At 40.7% G+C, this 21,157-nt stretch carries 9 protein-coding genes and 2 tRNA genes; 6 read left to right on the top strand and 5 right to left on the bottom strand.

Annotated features, from left to right (window positions below; all coding sequences use genetic code 11):
• A tRNA-Val gene (locus tag ACEN25_RS12650) sits at positions 1-73 on the top strand.
• A gap of 104 nt (positions 74-177) precedes the next feature.
• Positions 178-252 (top strand) — tRNA-Val (locus tag ACEN25_RS12645).
• A 168-nt stretch (positions 253-420) separates the two neighbouring features.
• Here the strand turns inward: ACEN25_RS12645 and ACEN25_RS12640 are convergent.
• On the bottom strand, positions 421-2,676 hold the full coding sequence (locus ACEN25_RS12640; protein WP_441803238.1) for a DPP IV N-terminal domain-containing protein: 2,256 nt from the start codon (positions 2,674-2,676) through the stop codon (positions 421-423).
• Between the two features lie 3 nt (positions 2,677-2,679).
• A complete protein-coding gene (locus ACEN25_RS12635; RefSeq protein WP_441803237.1) occupies positions 2,680-4,071 on the bottom strand; it encodes an aminopeptidase P family protein in 1,392 nt (463 codons plus the stop codon).
• Between the two features lie 470 nt (positions 4,072-4,541).
• On the opposite strand from ACEN25_RS12635, the gene ACEN25_RS12630 reads away from it, so the two are divergent.
• Positions 4,542-5,834, top strand: a complete 1,293-nt coding sequence (locus ACEN25_RS12630) for a serine hydrolase domain-containing protein (RefSeq protein WP_441803236.1) — start codon at positions 4,542-4,544, stop codon at positions 5,832-5,834.
• 50 nt (positions 5,835-5,884) lie between these two features.
• Here ACEN25_RS12630 and ACEN25_RS12625 read toward each other — a convergent pair whose 3' ends face one another.
• The 3 genes from ACEN25_RS12625 to ACEN25_RS12615 all read right to left on the bottom strand — a co-directional run bounded on the left by ACEN25_RS12625 (position 5,885) and on the right by ACEN25_RS12615 (position 13,182).
• Positions 5,885-8,305, bottom strand: coding sequence for a sugar-binding domain-containing protein (locus ACEN25_RS12625; protein ID WP_441803235.1), 2,421 nt, complete (start codon positions 8,303-8,305; stop codon positions 5,885-5,887).
• A 74-nt stretch (positions 8,306-8,379) separates the two neighbouring features.
• A complete protein-coding gene (locus ACEN25_RS12620) occupies positions 8,380-10,086 on the bottom strand; it encodes a RagB/SusD family nutrient uptake outer membrane protein (protein ID WP_441803234.1) in 1,707 nt (568 codons plus the stop codon).
• Positions 10,087-10,089: 3 nt separating this feature from the next.
• A complete protein-coding gene (locus tag ACEN25_RS12615; RefSeq protein ID WP_441803233.1) occupies positions 10,090-13,182 on the bottom strand; it encodes a SusC/RagA family TonB-linked outer membrane protein in 3,093 nt (1,030 codons plus the stop codon).
• 224 nt (positions 13,183-13,406) lie between these two features.
• On the opposite strand from ACEN25_RS12615, the gene ACEN25_RS12610 reads away from it, so the two are divergent.
• From ACEN25_RS12610 to ACEN25_RS12600, 3 genes are all read left to right on the top strand, one after another.
• Positions 13,407-17,507 carry a hybrid sensor histidine kinase/response regulator transcription factor gene (locus tag ACEN25_RS12610; RefSeq protein ID WP_441803232.1) on the top strand — a complete coding sequence of 1,367 codons (4,101 nt, stop codon included), beginning with the start codon at positions 13,407-13,409 and terminating at the stop codon, positions 17,505-17,507.
• Positions 17,508-17,702: 195 nt separating this feature from the next.
• Positions 17,703-18,521, top strand: a complete 819-nt coding sequence (locus tag ACEN25_RS12605) for an SDR family oxidoreductase (protein ID WP_441803231.1) — start codon at positions 17,703-17,705, stop codon at positions 18,519-18,521.
• Positions 18,514-21,150, top strand: a complete 2,637-nt coding sequence (locus tag ACEN25_RS12600; RefSeq protein ID WP_441803230.1) for an MGH1-like glycoside hydrolase domain-containing protein — start codon at positions 18,514-18,516, stop codon at positions 21,148-21,150. Before ACEN25_RS12605 ends, ACEN25_RS12600 begins: the two co-directional genes overlap by 8 nt.
• Positions 21,151-21,157 lie beyond the last annotated feature (7 nt).

Genomic DNA, 21,157 nt, shown 5'->3' with positions numbered 1-21,157 from the left:
GCAATTAGCTCAGTTGGTTCAGAGCACCTCGTTTACACCGAGGGGGTCGGGGGTTCGAATCCCTCATTGCCCACAAAGGTTTCCAGAATTGGGAACCTTTTTTTATCCCTTAGCAAGAAATAGCAACCAGGCACTGTTTGGTATTTTTAATAAGGTTTTACAATTACGCCTCTATTAGGGCAATTAGCTCAGTTGGTTCAGAGCACCTCGTTTACACCGAGGGGGTCGGGGGTTCGAATCCCTCATTGCCCACAAAAGGCTTCACAGAAATGTGAAGCCTTTTTTTATTGAATAAATTTAGGATAAGAATTTGCCGAACCATCAGGACTTCTTTTCATCCCAATTTCATAATATAAAATAATTGAATTCTCAACTAAAAAGGCTTCCGTTTTTAGGAAGCCTTTCTGCTGTGATTTTCTGTTATTTTTTATTGTGTTCCATTAAATAGTTAGTGAGAAGTGTGTACAAGTGCCGTCTGGTATTTTCGCCTTCGTAAATGCCATGAGATCGGTTAGGATACGCCATCATCGTAAATTGCTTATTGTTTTTGATGAGTTCATTTACAAGATACTCCATATTCTGATAATGCACATTGTCATCGCCGGTGCCGTGTACGATAAGTAAATTACCTTCCAGATTTTTTGCAAAAGTAGCGGGCGAACCATTTATAAAATCTTCTTTATTTTCCTGCGGAAGTCCCATATAACGTTCTTGATAAACATTGTCATAAAATAGCTGATTGGCCACAGCTGCAATAGCCATTCCTGTTTTATAAATCTCAGGATATTTAAATATTAAATTGAGCGTCATAGAGCCACCACCGCTCCATCCCCAAACTGAAACACGGTCGGCATCCAGGTAATTCCATTTTTTCAGGAGCTCTTTAGTTGCCATAGCCTGATCGCGGGCATTGATAATACCTACCTTGCGGTAGATAGATTTGCGCCATGCGCTGCCTTTTAGCGATGGTGTACCTCTATTATCTAAATTGATGATGACGTATCCTTTTTGGGCTAAGAATATATCGTAAGTGCCTATCCACATATCTGTGGCCATTTGCCCCCAGGGTTCACCATACACGTGAAAAAGAACCGGATATTTTTTTGAAGCGTCAAAATCTACAGGCTTTGTAATTCTGCCTTCTACGACAACATCATCTTCTGTTGTAACCTGAAAAAAGCTAGTTTCCGGAAGCTTCAGTTTTGCTAAATTTTCTTTTAATGCTGCGTTCTCGACCAGTGTTTTTATAGTTTTATGATCTGGCAAACTTATTAAGCGCACCGTTGTAGGTGTATTAATATCTGTATGACTGTGAATAGCAAAATTTCCGTTAGGAGCGATTTGATACGTATTTACGCCACTATATTGTTTAGGGGTTAGGCATTTTGGAGTTCCTTTTCCGTTTAGAGATGCGGTGTATAAATAGCGTTGGGCAGGATTTTCCGGCGAAGCCGAAAAATAAACACTTTTATCTGTTGCAGTGTAGAATGCAGCAACATCATATGCTCCCGGGGTTAGTAATGTTTTAGTTCCTGTTTTAAAATTCACTTTGTAAATATGACGCCACGCATCATTTTCAGTCATACGTAAGAAGGCCGATTTGTCTGGTGTAAGTAACAGGTCGTTTTTGCCCCATTGATTTGCAGAAATGTCAGGATAACCTAAATCAACCCAGGTTTCTTCAGTTTCAGTGTAGACGGTTTTTAATTCTTCCGTAGCAGGAGCATAGATATAAATTACAAGCTTATTTTGTTTTCGGTTTAATTGCTGAATTAAAAGCAAATCATTGCTTATCCATTGTATTGCCGGTAAATAATGTTGAACAGGATCTCCCGGAATAGGAATCCATTTAGTTTCCTGAGTATTTGTATTAACAATTCCTAACCGGGCAGACGATGGGTTATAGCCTACCTTAGGATACTGTAGAGGTATAGGCTGTGAATAAACCGAGTCTGTAGTGTTTATCATATAAAAAGTTTCAATCTCTGAAGCATCGAGTTGCCAGTAGGCAATTTTAGAGGCGTCTGGACTCCATCTAAAACCGTCGCGGGCACCAAATTCTTCCTCATACACCCAGTCAAATGTGCCGTTTATGATATCACCGGTGCCATCTTGAGTGAGTTGTAATACCTCGCCGGTTTTAAAGTTTTCTTTGTAAATATTAAAGCCAGAAACATAGGCGACATAACTGTTGTCTTCAGAGAACTTCGCAAACATTAAAGAAGATGCCGGAAGCTGCGTTCCCAATTGTTTGAGTTTGTTAGTGTCAAAGTCATAAACCCAATAGTCACCTTTGGTGTTAGAGCGCCATACGCGGCTTGTATTTGTAAAAATGAGTACTTTGCTTTCGTCTTTAGAAAGACTAAAATCTACAATAGGCAAGCTTGTTGAAGCAAATGCTGGTGTTAGTGTAGCTGCATTTAAATAGGTAGCTTGCGCGTTAGTTTTACTGCTGTATTTTATAAGTTCATCTGCGCCAGATGCATTTTGCTCAACCGTTATAAAAGCATCTCCGTTATTGATCCAGAATATAGGTCGGGCACTTTCTGAATTAAATTCATTTGAGGTATAAATACGATCTAGAGATAACATGCTCAGGTCATTTTCTTGAGCTGTAAGCTGAAAGTTGAATAACACCACGAGTGCTAAAGCAAACCAGATAATTGTTTTTTTCATAAACTAAAAGTTTCTAAGATTTTCTATAGCTTCTGTGGTTTTTGCAAGAGGTTCTCCTAAAATTGTACTTCCGGTAGCTGTTATGACAAGGTCTTCTTCAACCCGTACACCACCAAATGTTTTAAACTTTTCTACCGCATCATAATTTACAAAATCAGTATACATTCCTTGGGCTCTGCGCTCATCAATTAAAAAAGGATTAAAATACAAACCAGGTTCAACGGTAAGTACGAAGTCTTTTTTTAATTCTTTACCTAAACGCAACGACTTTAGACCAAAGGCTGTGCTTTTTTTAAGTTCAGGAGTATACCCTACATATTCTTCGCCCAGATTTTCCATATCGTGTGTGTCCAGCCCCATCATATGACCTAAACCACATTGAAAAAACAACGTGTGAGCGCCTGCGGCAACCGCATCATCTGCATTTCCTTTCATAAGTTTTAGATCAATAAGTCCTTCAACTAATTTTTTTGAAGCCAGAAGATGCACATCAAGAAATTTAATTCCCGGTTTTAGGGCGGCTATTGCTGTATTGTGTGCGTGAAGCACCACATTGTAAATATCTTTTTGAACCGGACTAAAACGCTTTCCTGCCGGAAAGGTACGTGTCATATCACCTGCATAACCCATCACATTCTCTGCGCCACAATCACATAAAACCAGATCACCATCCTTAAGAATTGTTGTAGAAGCGTGGTTGTGCAAGTACTGCCCGTCTTTAGTTAAAATTATAGGAAACGAGGTGTTGCCGCCTCCCGCGATAGCAATTGCCTGTAGCTTACCGGCAATCTCCATCTCACTCATACCAGGTCTGGTATGTTGCATCGCAAATTTATGCATAGCTGCGGTCGTGTTAACAGCCTGCTCAATCTCTATAAGTTCTTCTGGGGTTTTCAACTCGCGGAGCGCAACAATAGCTCTTATAAGTGCAACAGATTTTCTGGTTTCTAATTCGCCTAACGGAATATTTAAGAGTTGACTAAGTTCTATTTTTTGAGCAGCACGATAGGGTGGAAGGTAATGTACGTTTTGACCTTTCTTTATTTGAGAACTGATGTACTTTGAAAGTTCAGATTTTGATTTGACTGTGCTGAAACCAGATTTTTGAGCAAATGACTCTAAGGGTTCTTTGGCTCCTGTCCAGACCATTTCTTCGGCAGTAGGATTGTCGCCAAAAAGAATCTCATCATTATCATCTATGTTTATTACAAAGTATAAATCTGGAATTTGAGTGATTCCTGTAAAATAAATAAAAGTGCTGTCTTGTTTAAACGCATACCAGTTGTCTTTGTAGTTCATTGAACTTTCACCATTACCCGGAAAAATTATTAGGCCTGAGCCCAGTGATTTTTTTAAAACAGAACGACGCTGTTTGTAGGTGTCTTTAGAAAACATAAAGCTGTATAGTTTGTAAGGAGTTGCAAACTCCTTTGTGATTTAAAATAAAAAGTGATTTAGAGCGTCAAATTATCAAATAGATACTGAAGTTCTTGGTATATATTGACTAATTCTTGTCTTTTATTAGCTAATTCGTTTAGCTGTTAAGTCTTAAGTTCTATTAGAATTTTATCTCGCGAGTTTTATAGGAAACACCATACGTTAATAACTATAATAAAAAGGACATACTAAATACGCTTGAAAGAAGTTCTCTATAAAAATCGCATACTTTTAAAGAGACTTAATGAATCAAAAAAGTTTGTTCATTTTAAAGGAAAAGGACTTTTTATAGTTCTGTAAGGATATCGTATTAGAAAAATTTATATGAACGTAAAATTCTATCTAAATTACTTAAAATGCATTTTAGCGATATTATTTGTTTTTTAACCTAAATTTGATTGCATTAAACTGAATATCCCCAACTTATAATGATTAATAAAAAATTCTTCCTCTGGAGTACAGTTTTAGTACTCTTAATTTCCCTGTCATTATCTACTCATAACTTTGATTCTCAAAATAAGGTAAAATTACCTACTGCAGTTAATGTGACCAGTGTAGCAGACGGAGTGAGTAAACAAGAGAAAGAGCTTTTTAAATTGCGTAAAAATGCTATTAATTTGGCGATAGCAGATTACTTTAAAAAAGCTATTGATCAACAGCTAATCGTAGGAGCAGGCGTAAGTGTAGTTTTAGGTGATTCAATAGTGTTTAATGGAGGATTTGGGATGCGTAGCTTTTCTAAATCAGATTCAGTAAATGCACAGACGGTTTTTAGATTGGGTTCGTTATCAAAAGGATTCACAGGAGTTCTAGCCGGTATAGAAGTAGCAGAAGGTAACTTAAGTTGGGACGACAAGCTTGCAACGGCTTTGCCGCAATTTCATTTAAAAAATAAATTGAATGAGCAGGCTATAACCCTATCTAATGTTTTGTCTCATACAACTGGAGTTCCTTATCACTGCTATACTAATCTTGTAGAGGCAGGACTTGCAATGTCTCAAATTGCTGAAAAGTTTAAGGTTATAAATGCCATTTCAAAACCGGGAGATCTGTATAGCTATCAAAATGCAATGTTTGCTTTAAGTGGTGAGATGATGCAGGCCGCTACCGGGCAGAGTATTCAGCAGTTGCTTCAGAATAAAATTTTTAACCCCTTAAATATGAAAACGGCATCTACAGATTATGATGCGATGATTAATACAGATAATTATGCGTTTCCTCACAAAAACACAGCAAAAGGGTGGATGCAAATTCCGGTAAATAAAAAGTATTACAATGCGGTGCCTGCAGGTGGTATAAATGCGAGCGCAGAAGACATGGCAAAGTGGATGCACTTTTTACTGGGTCACGAAGAATCTGTCTTGACAAAATCTGGCTTACAATCGGTATTTACTCCACAAATAGAAATGCTTGATGGTCGAAAGTATTATCAGCGTTGGAAAGGGCATTTGAAGTCATCTTACGCTTATGGGTGGAGAATACACGACTTTATAAATGCAGAAACCGGGGTTGAAACCAGTATGATTCATCACGGAGGCTCTGTAAGTAATTTTAGAAATGAAATCGCCCTTTATCCTTCAGAAGATTTTGGTGTTTGCGTACTTTTTAATAGTATGACTCCTTTAGCTACTTCGGTAATCCCAGACCTACACGATATTGTTCAAAATATAATGAATATGCCGGCAAGTCAATTTGGCTTGTCAGAACTCGTAAGCCTTTGAAAACAAAAAGCCGTTAGATCTCAAACGGCTTTTTGTTTTAGAATCAATTCTTATTTAATAGTGTAGCTTAGGGCTTTTAGAGTGTCATTCTTCGGGCTAATTCTCAGGTTCCCCGTGTTGCCGGTCTTTTTGAAATAGGCTCTAAGTTTTCCGTTATGGGTAAATTGTGTAGTGTCAGTAAACGAGCGATGGCTACTTTGGTCTGCATTCTCAACCCCTAATAGAATCAGGGAGTCATCAAGAGTGAAATTGACTTCCTCATCTTTCTCAGTTATAAGCGTTCCATTCTTATCAACGAGTTCCAAATCAATTATTATAACAGAAGGGTCTTTGATGACTTTTGGTAAAGCAGCTGTTGTAAGCTTTATTTTTTTCAATTCGCGCGGTGTTTCAAGAAGGTTGCGAGCCACTACGATTCCGTTAACATAAGCACGGGCTTCAAGCTTGCCATCCTGATACGGGACTTTAAAGAAGGGCATAGCATCATCAGCATAGATCACCTGCTGCTTACCCAAAGATTTTCCGTTTAAAATCAGTTCTATTTCTTCGGCATTGCTGTAGAATGCCACGAAAGTGGGTGTTCTTTTATCACCAGACCATTCTGCTTTCAAATTGCGCCGTTTACGGGCATTTTCTTCGGTATTTGCAGTGGCCAGATAAACCATTGGCTTTTCACTCCACAAACTTTGTCTGAAATAGAAATCAGGCTTAGGTTTTCCTGCAAGATCCAGAATTCCGGCCTCGCTGCCTCGCTTTGGCCATGGGCGCGCTTCGCCAATAAAATCAAATGCCGTCCAGATAAATTGAGAAGCGATATACGGATTGTCTGTTACAGCTTTCCAAGCGGAGTAAGCATCTCCATTTTCACTGCCGTAAATAATTCGATCGGGATATTTTTGATGATCTTCGGCATAGCGGTATTCCTGATAATTGTAACCCACAAGATCTAAGGATTCGGGATACGTGGTTTCATTAGACATAGGTACACCGGCCAGAGCCGCGGTAATGGGTCTGGTGGTGTCAATTGCTTTTGCTGCGGCAACCAGTTCTTTAGCTAAAATGCCTAAGGCATCTGCTGACGGATTGCCGGGTTTAAAGCCCCGTCCAAAAATCTGCGGATTTCTTCCGGTATCCAGAACCGGATGCGTGTAAGGATCATTAGGATAATCAATCTCGTTACCAATGCTCCACATAATGATGGAGGGTCTGTTGCGGTTGCGTTTGATCATATCCTGCACATCGCGTTTTCCCCATTCGGCAAAAGCTTCAAAAGAACCGTCATTACCAGGTGTGCCTACATTCCAACCTTCGATCCACTTGTTTTTACCGCGCGCCCATTCGTCAAAGGCTTCGTCCTGTACCAAAAAGCCCATCTCGTCACAAAGCTCATACAGGTAATCCTGATGCGGATAATGACTCATACGTATGGCGTTGCAACCTAAATCTTTTAGGGTTTGCAGGCGTTCTGCCCATACTTCTTTAGGTACAGCAGCTCCCAGGGCACCGGCATCGTGATGTATGCAAACCCCTTTCAGCAGCATATTTTCCCCATTAAGGGTAAAACCGCTATTGGCGTCAAAATGAAGACTTCTGAAACCCATCTGCTGCGTTTGAGAATCTATGATTTCTCCATTATCAAGGAGGTTTAAGGTTAAGGTATAACGATTGGGATGTTTTGGAGACCAAAGTTTTGGGCTTGTGACCATTCCTTTAAACACAATAGCTGCGGAAGTATTAACATCAGCCTCTGCCGGAAAACTTTCGGTATAAGCCGTATTTCCGGAGGCATCTGTAAGAACAGCCTGAACTTTCAGATTAGCCGAAGCATTTGCTGTGTTTTGAAATTGGGCAGTGACTATAAAACTAGCCTGTTCTGAGCTTACTTCGGGCGTTGCAAAACCGATTCCCCAGGTTTTGAAATGTACAGGGGCTTTGGTTTTAAGATACACGTTTCGGTAAATGCCTGAACCGGTGTAGTAACGGGAGTCTGCATACTGCGTATGATCTACCCGAACCAAAATCTCATTTCCGGTCCGCTTGAGGTATGGGGTAAGATCGTACTCAAAGGCAATAAAACCATTGGGTCTTCTGCCTATCCACGTCCCGTTGATCCATACATCTGAGTTTTTGTAAACACCGTCAAAATAGATCGCATAGCGTTTATTTGAGTCATGTGAATCGATATCAAAGTATTTGCGATACCATGCGATGCCTCCGGGTAAAAACCCCGTTCCACTCGCCCATTGTGCATCAAAGGGTCCCTCAATACTCCAGTCGTGCGGCAACGTCACATCGCGCCAGTTTGCGTTGTCAATTTGTTTTTCTTTTAGATCGAGATCCCCTTTATGAAATTGCCAATCTTCATTAAAAAGACTTTTGCCTTCTTCAGAAGTCTGTGCTTGAGCCGATGCACTGCAAACTAGCAAGCAGATGCAAGCAGCAAGTGTTTTATATATAAGTTTTGTTTTCATCGTTGACCGGTTTAATTAAAAAAAGGGAAGGAAAATCATTCCTTCCCTTTATGTGGAAAAATCAATACGGCGTATTAATAGCCGGGATTTTGCTTCAGCTTACCACCTGATGCAGTAATATCACTAAGCGGAATTGGGAACCAATAGTGTTTCTCTTCAAACTTCTTGCCTTCAAGGGCAATCCCGTCTTCGTAGGTAAGGCTTCCGTTTGAAGCTCTGGTAATCTCTATAGATTTTGCAGGTTTGTTTTCAACAGCCATCGCGATCATCCAGCGACGTACGTCAAAATAACGATGCTCTTCATAAGCTAATTCCACACGTCTTTCCTGCTGCAGTGCTTCACGCATTTGATCTTTTGTAAGTCCGCTTAACGCAGGCATACCTGCACGCTGGCGTACCGCGTTTACGGCATCGTAAACAGACTGATCAGGGCCGGCAGCTTCGTTTTGTGCTTCGGCATAGTTAAGCAGAATTTCAGCATATCTAAAATACCTCCAGGGAGATGCACCCATATTATTCCAGTCGTTAAGCGTGATGTCTTCCTGAATAAATTTACGCATTAAGTAGCCGGTGGGAGAGGTGTTCCATGGCTCATTTCCGTCGGGGCTATCTTTTCCGTTAGGTACAAAAGACTCGTAAGCACGATCTCTAAGTATAGAACCGTTATAGACCACAGTAGCATAAAAACGAGGATCGCGGTTTACGTACGGGTTTTGCGGATCATATCCGGAGCCTGCGTCCTCAATATCAGAACCGTCAATCATTTCAAAATCATCTACCAGGTTTTGCGTGGGGCAGTTACCTCCCCATCCACCAGAACCGTTTGGTCCGTTCATACGCTCTGTAGGAATAGCGCGGCCACCGCTGTTGCTGGCAGGCATATAAAAACGCATAAAGATGTCTTCGCTGGTCATTGTGCGGGTAACAAACAGTTTTCTGAAGTTTTCAGAAGGATCTGAATCCAGATTGGTAACCAGGCTAAAGCGATTAAGATCCATTACGTCGTTTGCAGCCTGTGCGGCTTTAGTCCATTTTGCCGTGTCATCAGCACCGTCTGTAAATAACGGACTCGCCGCATAAAGCATTACTCTTGATTTAAGGGCCATTGCTGCGGCATCTGTAGCACGAGCACCGTTAGATTCCGGTAGTAAGCTTATGGCTTTGTCAAGTTCGCTTTCTATGTAGGCAACCACCTCATCTATGGGTTTTCTGTCATAAAGCGCATCAAAATTGCTGGTAAGCTCATATACTTCATCTCCCATTAATGGGACTTCGCCAAAACCGCGTAACAATTCAAAATACCTAAATGCACGTATGAATCGCAATTCACCTACAAGTAAATCTTTGGTTTCCTGATCAAAAGGAGAGGCCTCGGTATCAATATTGGAAAGCGCCAGGTTTACCTCGCGAATATTGCGATAACTACGCCCCCAGGTGGTGCTCATAAACCCGTAGTTACTGGGGCTCATCTGACCGCGTTGTACCAGGTAGGTTGCGTCATCATTGCTGTATATCGCCTCATCAGAAACCGAAGCCCACATCGCCCAGTGAAAACCACGGCCAAAACCCGCAGGTGTATCCCCGCCGTTGTGCCCGGGCTCTTTGTCTGCGAGGCGTACGCCCGTATAAAGACCTCGTACAAATGCTTCGGCTAATACAGGGTCTGCCCATACGGCCTGGTCTGTCAAACTGGTGCTTTCTACATCCAGCAAGTCCTGATCACAGCTCAAATGAACTAATGAAAGACTTCCCAGAGCTAACATCATTATATATTTCTTCATCACTTAAAAGTTAACGTTAATTCCTATGTTATATGTTTTCAATTGCGGGTAAAACTGCCCGTTATTGCTGGCTCCTTCAGGGTCAACATCTTTAGATTCGGTAAAAGTGACCAGGTTGTAACCACTGGCGTAAACCCGTGCTGAAGTTATTCCTAAAAAGGAAAGACTGCTTTCGGGCAGGCTATAGCCCAGTTCCAGGTTTTTAAGCCTTAAGAAAGACGTGTTTACCAGCCAGAAATCATTTCTGAATAAGCCTTCATTTATACTTGAAGAAGTACGCACATCAACTCTTGGGTAGCTCCCGTTAGGGTTTGTGGGGCTCCAGCGGTTGTCTGCCCAGGTGCTGAAGAAGTTTCCTACCTCTCCAGATTCAGGTGCCACGTACTGTACCGAACGTGCCTGACCTTGCCATAATACCGTCAAATCAAAGTTTTTATAATTGGCTCCTAAAGTTAAACCGTAAACAATTTGCGGAACATTTGTTAATTCCTGACGCACGCGGTCAAGCTGAGTGATTTCGCCGTCCCCATCTACATCGTGGTAGATAAGGTCTCCCAGTTGCTGACCGGGAAGGGTTACATTATTATCTAAATCTTCCTGTGTTCTAAAGATACCAATTGCTTCGTAAAGCAATTCAGAACCTAAAGGTTTTCCTCTTGATAATTGATAATCTGGAATACCCTGTGGGTCGTCTAAGAATACAACTTCATTCTTATTAAAGGTAAAATTAGCATCGGCAAAGAAATTGAACTCGCCCCAGGTTTTATCATATCCTAAAACAGCTTCAAAACCACGATTTTTTACTTCACCTATATTTTCCTGTGGAATTATTGCATCCAGACCAAATTCATTTACAATACCTGATACAAAAGGTAAGGAGCCGCTACGTGCGGTTAACAAATCGCTACGCACTTCGTGGAAGTAGTCAAGCTCTATACTGAAGTTGTCAAACAAATCTGCACTTACGCCAATATCCAGTTTACGGGCGGTTTCCCAGGTGATTCCTGGATTGGCGAGCTGGTTGATGATAAAAATAGGCAATGGCGTTCCATTTGGATCTACAAAATCTGTAGGACGTAAAGCGAACGTATTTAAATATTGAAACGGATCGATTCGATCATTACCCAGCAAACCATAAGATGCTTTCACTTTTAAGTTTCTTACGTTTTCAGACTTAAACCATTCTTCCGCAGAGATTCTCCAACCTGCAGAAATACTTGGGAAAAAGCCGTAGCGATTTCCAGCTGCAAAACGGGAAGAACCGTCGTATCTCGCCTGTAATTCTGCTAAATATTTTTGGTCATAATCATAAGAAATACGGCTAAAGTAGTTGCGACGGGTAAAACGCTGACTAAAACCACTGTTAGTACTTTGCTCCGGTTCACCACCGCCCAAATTAAATTCAGGGATTTCAGCAGAGATAAATCCACTGCGGAAAGCATCAAAATAGCTTCGGTCGCTTTCTTGTTGCTCATAAGCGATAAACGAATTGATGTGGTGCAGACCAAAACTGCGCTCAAAGTTGAGACGTATGTTTGCCGTTTGAAGTTGTCTGTTATCCTGAGCCTGAAGCAATTCAGGAGTTCTGGAATCAGGACCGGCAATTACCTCATTAAATGAAGGCGGGTTTGTGCTGTTGTCGATCTGATAGACTGTAAAGGGAATTGCAAAGCGCTTGCGGGCTGCAAAGCTTCGGTCTTCAGAATAGAAACCTTTAATAGACAAACCTTCAATAGGCAGTTTGTAATCTAAAGTAATTGTTGAGTTTAATACCGTTGTGGGTTGTACATCGGTTCCCGGAATTCCGGTAGGGATGATAATAGGGTTTTGTCCCTGCTCAACACCAGCAGAAGGTAATCCGTTAGTGTAGCGGGCCGGTATAGTAGGATAGGTTCTGTAAATTGCTCTAAAGATGTCACCGGCACTACGCGTAGGGAAAATACGGTCTTCCTTGCGGTAGTTGAGGTCAACGCCTAAAGTCAGGTTTGAAGTTACATCAACATCCAGATTGGCGCGCAGGTTTACCTGCTTGTAATTGTTGATTCCGTTTTTATAGATTCCATCCTGATTGGTACGACCTAAAGAAGTGAAATACCTGAAATTCTCACCACCTCCTCTAATAGAGACATTTTCGTTGTCCTGTAAAGACCAATCACTGATGGCCTCATCAGTCCAGCTGGTGTTCGGGTATACATCGGGATTACTTCCGTTAGCAAAAAGAGTGATTTCTTCTTCGCTATAAATCTGATTCATGCCTCCGCTTGGATTCCGGTAGAAATTGATCTCATTAAGAATTCGGGCATACGTAGGGGAATCTGCCAATTCCGGTAAGTTTGCCGGAGTAGAGAAGCCCTGATTTGCAGTTACGCTGAATGTGGGTTTGCCCAGTTTACCACGTTTAGTAGTAATTAAAATTACACCGTTTGCTGCCTGCGCCCCATAAATAGCTGCGGAAGCATCTTTAAGTACGGTAATGTTTTCCACATCATTAGGGTTAAGACGCTCTAGACCGCCCAGACGGTTTGGAATCCCATCTATTACCACGAGGGGATTGTTATCACCCGTGGTGCTGATACCGCGTATACGTATCGTGGCGCCGTCAGCTCCGGGTTCTCCTGAACGGTTGTTGGCTACAACCCCAGAAAGCCTTCCGGCAAAAGAGTTTGATAGGTTGGGTTGCGGACTCTTAACCAGTTCTTCGCCTTTAACGGTAGAAACCGATCCGGTCAGGGTGGTTTTAGACTTCTGCCCGTAACCTACTAAAACAACTTCGTTGAGTTCTGCAACGTTTTCCTGCATAGAAACATTAATCGTTGTTTTGGTTCCAACAGTAATTTCCTGCTCATTAAAACCTACGTAAGAAAAAACCAGAATGTCCTGAGGAGTTGCAGTGATGCTGTAATCTCCGTCAAAACCGGTAACTGCACCCGTGGTGGTGCCTTTAACTAGTACACTGACTCCGGGTAAGGGAGTGCTATTCATATCAGTTATTACACCGGTTATTTGTTTTTCCTGTGCAGAGACACTTAAGGAAAACAGAAAAAGCAGCATGCTGTAGAGAACAGTGGCCTTTTTAGTCAAATAATAATTAATCATACATTCGTATTTTAGTTGTTTTACAGAGGTCTAGGCGCTTACGTAATCGTTTGCGCTGACTATACAATTTTCTGACAATTTTATGTTAAATGACGGGTGGTAGCTGTCATATTAAGGGGTACAAAATGGTATTTATGTAGAATAAACCCTTATCTTTAGTAATGTGACAAGATTTCAATACTGAAATTGTAGATTTGATAATTGTTAAGGATATCATAAATCAGATGAAACTACTCAACTTGCTTTTTGCGGTTTTTCTCAGCTGTACCCTCTACGGGCAAGTAGGCTGTAAGCCTGTGGAAAATATTGATGAGCAACTCACTTTTTTCAATTTTGATTTATCAAGTGGGATTTCAAACAGTTACATAAATAGCATTGCACAGGATGAATCCGGTTTAATCTGGGTGGGTACAATTGATGGTCTTAACCGGTATGACGGTCATGATTTTAAAGTATACAGACGCCGCAATACAGATACAACCAGTTTATATAACAATTATGTAGAAAAAATTACCAGTCAGGGTAATGGAGATTTACTCGTATTAACTGATGACGGTTTAGACTTCTACTCAGCAGAAACCGATTCTTTTAAAAAAGCACGCGCATTTGACCAGCCATCAGACAATTTGCGAGTGGTTGTAAAAGGAGCGGATGGCACTTTCTATGTAGGTTACAGCAACTCTGGGGTGCACGTTTTTGATTCGGATTATAAGGAGCAGGCTGCGTACAGACATCAACCCGGAAATCCTGAATCACTCAGTAATAATGAAGTGTCGAGTATGTTGATTCAGGCTGATTCTATACTTTGGGTTGGTACCTACCGTAAAGGCTTAAACCGCATTGATTTAAAGGAAAAGACTGTAACGCGCGTATATTTTGAAGAATTACCTAAGAATCAGGAACAGGCCGGGGTGCAGGCGCTTCATTTAGATGAAGACCAAAATTTATGGATTGGTTCGCAAAACGGGCTTTTCGTTTTGCGTAATGACGGCGTAATTCGGGCACTGGGAACCGGTCCTAAGGCTGCGCTAAGCGATGAGGAGATTTTATGTTTTGAGGAAGATAATCAGGGCCGAATGTGGATAGGCACTCGTAACGGAGGTCTCAATATCCTGAATATGAAATCGTTTATTGAGGATCGCGGGCAACCTCAGGTATTGCAATATTTACCACGCAGAGACGGAAGCAGTGTTTTTAACCGCTCAGTTTCGGCCCTTAAACTGGACCGTGGCGGTAATATGTGGATAGGCACCAGTAACGGACTCAACTTTGTAAATCCCAAAGGGGAACCCATTAAGCTCATCAACGAAGAATCATCAGTACGAGGCCTGTTGTCTCACGATAGAATAGCCTCTTTGGCCAATAGTCGTGACGGCAATGTTTACATAGGTACAGATGGGGGAGGGATCGACCTGTACAACGCATCAACAGGAAAAATAAAGGCTTTTGCCTCCAGCGATAAATCTGGGCTGAGCAATGATTATGTGCTGGCTCTTCGCGAAGATTCAAAAGGGCGCTTATGGGCAGGGACTTACAAAGGAGGGCTCAATAAATTGCAAAATGGAAACTGGTCACATTACCTTCAGGAAAGCCAGGCTGTCGGTAATGATGTGCGCGCGATTTTTGAAGATACTAGCAAGAATATTTGGGTAGGTACTAACCGCGGAGGCCTATACAAATACAATGAGGAGAAAGACGCATTTGAAGATGTTGAAATATTAGGTAAACTTGATATCAGAGCGATTGCTCAGGATAAGCAAGGTAATTTCTGGATGGCTACCTACGGTGATGGCATTTTAAAATACAATCCCTTAACCCGGCAGCATGTTTTTTACAATTCACAGCGGCTCAGAGGGCTGCCGTCTGACATCTTTTTCTCGCTTATTCTATTGAATGATCATGATCTGCTTGCAGGAAGTCGTTTTGGCGGACTTGTACATTTTGATACCCGTAAAATGAGCTTTGATGTGATTAATGAAGAAGACGGGCTGCCTAATACTACAGTAAACAGTATCGTAAACTACACAGATGAGGAAGTGTGGCTGAGTACAAATAACGGCCTGTCTTCATATAATCTAAAGAGCCGCAAATTGGTGAATTTACTGGACCCCAGAGCGGTTCAAAAAAGTGAATTTAATATAGGAGCATCGCTTAAAGACCAGCGTGGTAATTTATGGTTTGGCGGGAATAAAGGCCTGAATATTTTCAACCCCAAAAATCTTTCTGGGGAAGTCAAGCAATACGGTATTGTATTTCAGGACTTAAGTGTTAATAATAAGCCTGTGAGTATACAGCCTCATTTGAAAGACGCTTTACTCACTAAAAGTCTAAACGATCTGGAAGCGCTTAAAATCAGCTACAGGGAGAAATTATTTTCACTCCATTTCACTTTAGTGAAATATCCGTTTTCACAGGATGTGAGATATGCCTATCTGTTAAAAGGATACAGCAATAACTGGGTTGAATTGGGAACTACCGGTCTTATCAATTTTACAAACCTTCCTTCAGGAAAATACAACCTGATTATAAGGGCAACCGAACAATCAGGCACTGTAACCACGCGCGAATTACCGTTGACGATCGTTCCGCCTTTTTGGCTTACGATGCCTGCATATTTGCTTTATTTTACCATTGCAGTGGTTTTGATTTATCTTGGCTTTAAGTATTATTCTGAACGCCTGAAACTCAAAAACTCCCTGCTTTTTGAAAAGCGGCAACGCAAACTTGAGCACGATTTTAATGAGGAGCGTATGCGCTTCTACTCCGGTTTTTCTCACGAGCTTAAAACACCATTGACCCTTATTTTAGCTCCGCTAGAAATTTTGGCTCAGGAGCTTAAAACCACCCGCCACAATGCGCGAGTTGATTTGATTAAAAAAAATGCAGCAGAACTACTGGCATCTATAAACAGACTGCTCGATTTTAGAAAGACCGAAGAAGGCCTGAGTACGCTGCACGTACAAACCTATAATTTGGTTGAAGTACTTGAGGAGTGGTTGCAATTGCACGCCAATGCAGCAGAGCTGAAAAATATCAACCTGCGTTTTAAGGCGGATGTGACTCATTTAGATGTTACAAACGATATTGATAAGCTTCAGATTATATTCAACAATCTGATGAGTAACGCGCTGAAATATACTTTAGATGATGGAAGCGTTATGGTAAATCTTTCGGTCCAAGAAAATATGTATAGAATAGCTGTTCAGGATTCTGGGGTTGGGATTTTGCCGGAAGAATTTGAGCATATTTTTAACTGGTTTTACCATTCAAACAGTACAGTCAAGCGCAATGGGTCAGGAATCGGCCTTTCGCTTTCCAGACGTTTTGCCGAATTGCATGAGGGTAATCTCACTGTGGAGAGTAAGCCCGGAGAAGGAAGTATATTTACCATTGAGGTACCTTTCGACCTTTCGCAGATCGCCCCCGAAAAAATAAGATATACTTCTACAGAGATCTCTTCAGAAAAGCAACGTGAAGGACCTACCGCCTACGTTCGGGAGTTTAACATAAAAACCTATGATAAGAAAGCAATTCTTAATGGGGATAAGGAGCGTGAATTGATTTTGCTGGTAGAGGACAATCCAGATATACTTACGCTCTTAGATGATATTTTAAGTGAGCATTACGATCTGCTACATGCTGAGAATGGTGAGGTGGGGATAGCTATGGCCGGAAAATTTTCACCAGATTTGATTATTACAGATGTAATGATGCCGGTAAAAGATGGAATAGACTTATGCCATGAGCTCAAGTCAAATTCCGGGACTTCTCATATTCCCATAATTATGCTTTCCGCTAAAACCGATACAGCTGTAAAAGTGAGTGGTTTTAAAGAGGGAGCGGATGATTACCTTACAAAGCCTTTTGAGCCTCAGCTAATCAAGGCACGTGTACGCAATTTACTTGATAGCAGATTGTTATTGCAAAACTATTTTAAAGGAGCAGGAAGCAAGGAAGAACTCAGTTCTACCGAAACACGAGTGCTTGATAAGGAAAAAGCCTTCCTCGCAGATTTTGAACAGGCAGTGTTGAAGTTTAAGGATTCTGAAGGGTCAATTATTCTGAAGTTAACCCGCGAACTCGGGATGAGCAGAACCTCGCTGTACAAGAAAATTACAGTTCTTACCGGTGAAAACATCAACAGCTACGTACGTATCATCAAGGTCAATAAAGCAAGTCAGCTTATGAGCGAGGAGGGTTACAGTGTATCTGAGGCCGCTGCTGCTGTAGGCTTTAATAGTCCTAAATATTTCCGTAAGATATTTAAGGAGCAGTTTGGTAAACTTCCGTCTGAGTTTACCACCTCATTTCATAAATTACTTTAACACATCAACCGAAGCTTCTTGCGTTTTTATCAGTTATGAAGTGATTTTTCGAGAAATTCATAAGATTTCGTGTGAGAACTGTCAGGTTGAGAAATACCCGCACAATAAAATTATAAAATACGTTAATCCTTTGTTTAACGAACAGGTATTGGTTTAAATTAGGAGATTCTTTAGTATTTTAACAAACAAAAAGTTATGCAAAAACCCAACGAGCGATTAAAGGGACAGACGGCTATAGTAACAGGATCAAGTTCTGGTATTGGAGCAGCAGTGGCAATTGCATTAGGCCGGGATGGGGCTAATGTTATTGTTAATTACAACTCCTCAGATCAGGGAGCAAAAGAAGTTGCTAAACAAATTAATGAAGATAGTACCTGTGGTGAAGCTATTGTTGTACAATGTGACGTTAGCGAAGAAGATGAGGTGCAGCAGATGTTTAAGGAAACCATTAGTAAATTTGGTACCGTAGATATTTTAGTTGCCAATGCAGGCTTACAAAAAGATGCTCCGCTACACGAGATGACGCTTGAAGACTGGCAGTTGGTTATAGATGTAAATCTCACCGGGCAGTTCTTATGTGCTCGAGAGGCGTTACGCGAATTTATGCGAAGAGGTATGCGACCGGATGTCTCAAAATCTTTAGGTAAAATTATACATATGAGCTCTGTTCATCAAGTAATTCCGTGGGCAGGACATACTAACTATGCAGCTTCTAAAGGTGGGCTAGTTATGCTAATGGAGAGTATTTGTCAGGAATATGCCCCTTTAAAAGTAAGGTGTAACAGCATTGCGCCGGGTGCTATTAAAACGCCAATTAATAAAGAAGCGTGGCAAACACCAGAAGCTTTGCAAGAATTAAATAAATTAATACCGTATAAACGCATAGGCGTGCCTGATGATATAGGAAGCGCAGCTGCATGGCTGGCATCAGATGAATCAGAATATATTAATGGCACTACTCTTTTTGTAGATGGGGGGATGACGTGCTATCCAGGATTTACAACAAATGGCTAAGAAAAATACAGAAGAACAAAAGCGCCTTGATGCACACTATTCAGATAAAGAAGACTGGTTACACTGGGGGCCTTACCTAAGTGAACGACAATGGGGTACCGTAAGAGAAGATTACAGTGCCGGAGGTGATGCCTGGGGTTACTTTACACACGATCAGGCTCGTAGTCGGGTTTATCGCTGGGGAGAAGATGGTTTAGCAGGTTTTACAGATAGATATTGCAATATTTGTTTTGGTCTTGCTTTATGGAATGGAAAAGATAAAATCTTAAAAGAGCGTCTGTTTGGTCTCACGGGTCCTGAGGGTAATCATGGCGAAGATGTGAAGGAATTGTATTACTATTTAGAGAATACACCCACGCACTCTTATATGAAGCATTTATATAAGTATCCTCAGAAAGAATTTCCGTATGGAGAGTTAGTGAAATCTAATAAAAACAGAACCCGGAAAGAACTTGAATATGAACTTCTAGACACCGGCCTGTTTAATAAGAATGAATATTTTGATATAGTTACCGAGTATGCAAAAGCAGGTCCAGATGATATTTGCATAAAAATTTCGGTAACAAATCGCAATTCTAAAGAAGCAGAATTACACGTGTTGCCTACATTATGGGTGCGTAATTTTTGGGATTTTAGAGAAATGCCCTTTAAACCTTCAATTCAAAAAAGTAAAGCAAGAAAAAATCCTTCGGTACATATTAAACATCCTTACACAGGAGAATATAATTTTTTCTTTCAGAAGCCAGATCATTTGTTGTTTACTGAAAATGAAACCAATGAAGAGAAGCTGTATTTACAGCCTAATGATCACCCGTATAAGAAAGATTTTTTTCACAATACTGTAGTTAAAAACGATTATCGTTTAGCAAAAAAGAAACAAGAAGGAACCAAGTTTGCACCGCATTATAGCCGTAAATTAAAGGGAGGTGAAACTGTAGTTTTTAAATTGAGATTAACCTCTGGCGAACCCAAAGACGCTTTTGATAAAAATTTTGATCAATTATTTGTAACCAGGGCGCAGGAGTGTGCAGACTTTTATGAGGGTATTAAGTCTGTAGCTAATCCTGAAGCTAAAAATATTCAGCGACAGGCATTTGCCGGGTTATTGTGGTCAAAACAATATTACAATTATGAAGTAGAGCAGTGGTTAAAAGGAGATCCTAAAGTGTCTACACCACCTAAAGAGCGTCAACATGGGCGCAATAGTACCTGGAAAACATTACGTAATCACGATATTCATTTAATGCCAGATGCCTGGGAATATCCCTGGTATGCTGCCTGGGATAGTGCGTTTCATTGCATTACAATGGCCTATATTGATCCTGATTTTGCTAAAAAGCAATTGCTGCTGTTTACAAAAGAATGGTATATGGCGCCTAATGGCCAAATTCCCGCCTATGAGTGGAATTTTAGTGATGTAAATCCGCCTACTCAGGCTTTTGCAGCTTTGCAGATTTTTAAAATAGAACGGGACAGCGCGGGAAAATCTGATATAGATTTCTTGAAACGTATCTTCAATAAACTCTCGTTGAATTTTACCTGGTGGGTAAATCAAGAAGACAGAAGACAAAATAATGTCTTTCAAGGGGGCTTTTTAGGTTTAGATAATATTGGAGTATTTGACCGAAGCAGTGGTATTCCCGGCAATGCACATTTAGAGCAGGTAGATGGTACCTCGTGGATGGCGTTGTATTGCTTAAATATGTTAGAGATAAGTATTAAAATAGCTCTAGAAGACAGGTCGTACGAGGAGATGTGTACTAAGTTTTTTGGGCATTTTATCTTTATAGCTGAAGCACTTAATAAACGTAGTGAGAAATATGCAGGAACCTGGGATGAAGAGGAAGGGTTTTTTTATGATAAGTTGGTATTTCAAGACGGGACCTATCAACCCATAAAAGTGCGATCTATTGTAGGGATGATGTCATTAGTAGCAGTACTGCATATTAGTAAAGCAACGCTAGATAGATTACCTAATTTTAAATACAGCGTTGACTGGTTTAGAAAATACCGAATGAAAAACCTAAAGTATATGGTTATTCAGGAATTTTCTGATGAATCTGATCTATTGCTGGCACTGGTTCCTAAAGACCGACTACAGATTCTATTAAAAACTATGTTTGATGAAAAGGAGTTTTTAAGTAATCAGGGAATACGATCCCTTTCAAAAATACACGAGACAACCTATTCAATAGATATTGCAAATACGAGTTATGATATAAAATATGAACCTGCAGAGTCAGAATCTTCTATGTTTGGGGGCAATTCTAATTGGCGTGGACCTGTATGGATGCCGTTTAATTATCTCTTTACAACTGCCTTAAAAGAGTTTAGAGATTACTATGGTAGTGATTTAGAGTTAGAATATCCTACCGGAAGCGGTAACATAATGGGATTAGAAGCGATACGCAAAGATTTAATGAGACGCTTAATTAGTATCTTTCAGGAAGATGAGCACGGTGACAGGCCTGTAAATGCTTTACATAAGGAAACGTATAGAGATCCTAATTTTAAAGACCTTATTTTATTTTACGAGTATTTTCATGGAGATACCGGTAGGGGTATAGGAGCTTCTCATCAAACGGGATGGACTGCCCTTGTCGCAAATATGATAGACGAGATTTATTAACTTAATT

Origin of the sequence: Leeuwenhoekiella sp. W20_SRS_FM14 (assembly GCF_052119605.1) — a bacterium.
In the GTDB taxonomy this organism is placed as follows: Bacteria; Bacteroidota; Bacteroidia; order Flavobacteriales; family Flavobacteriaceae; genus Leeuwenhoekiella.
Note: the sequence above shows the minus strand (reverse complement) of the source record. Positions and strands in the feature narration are given on the sequence as shown.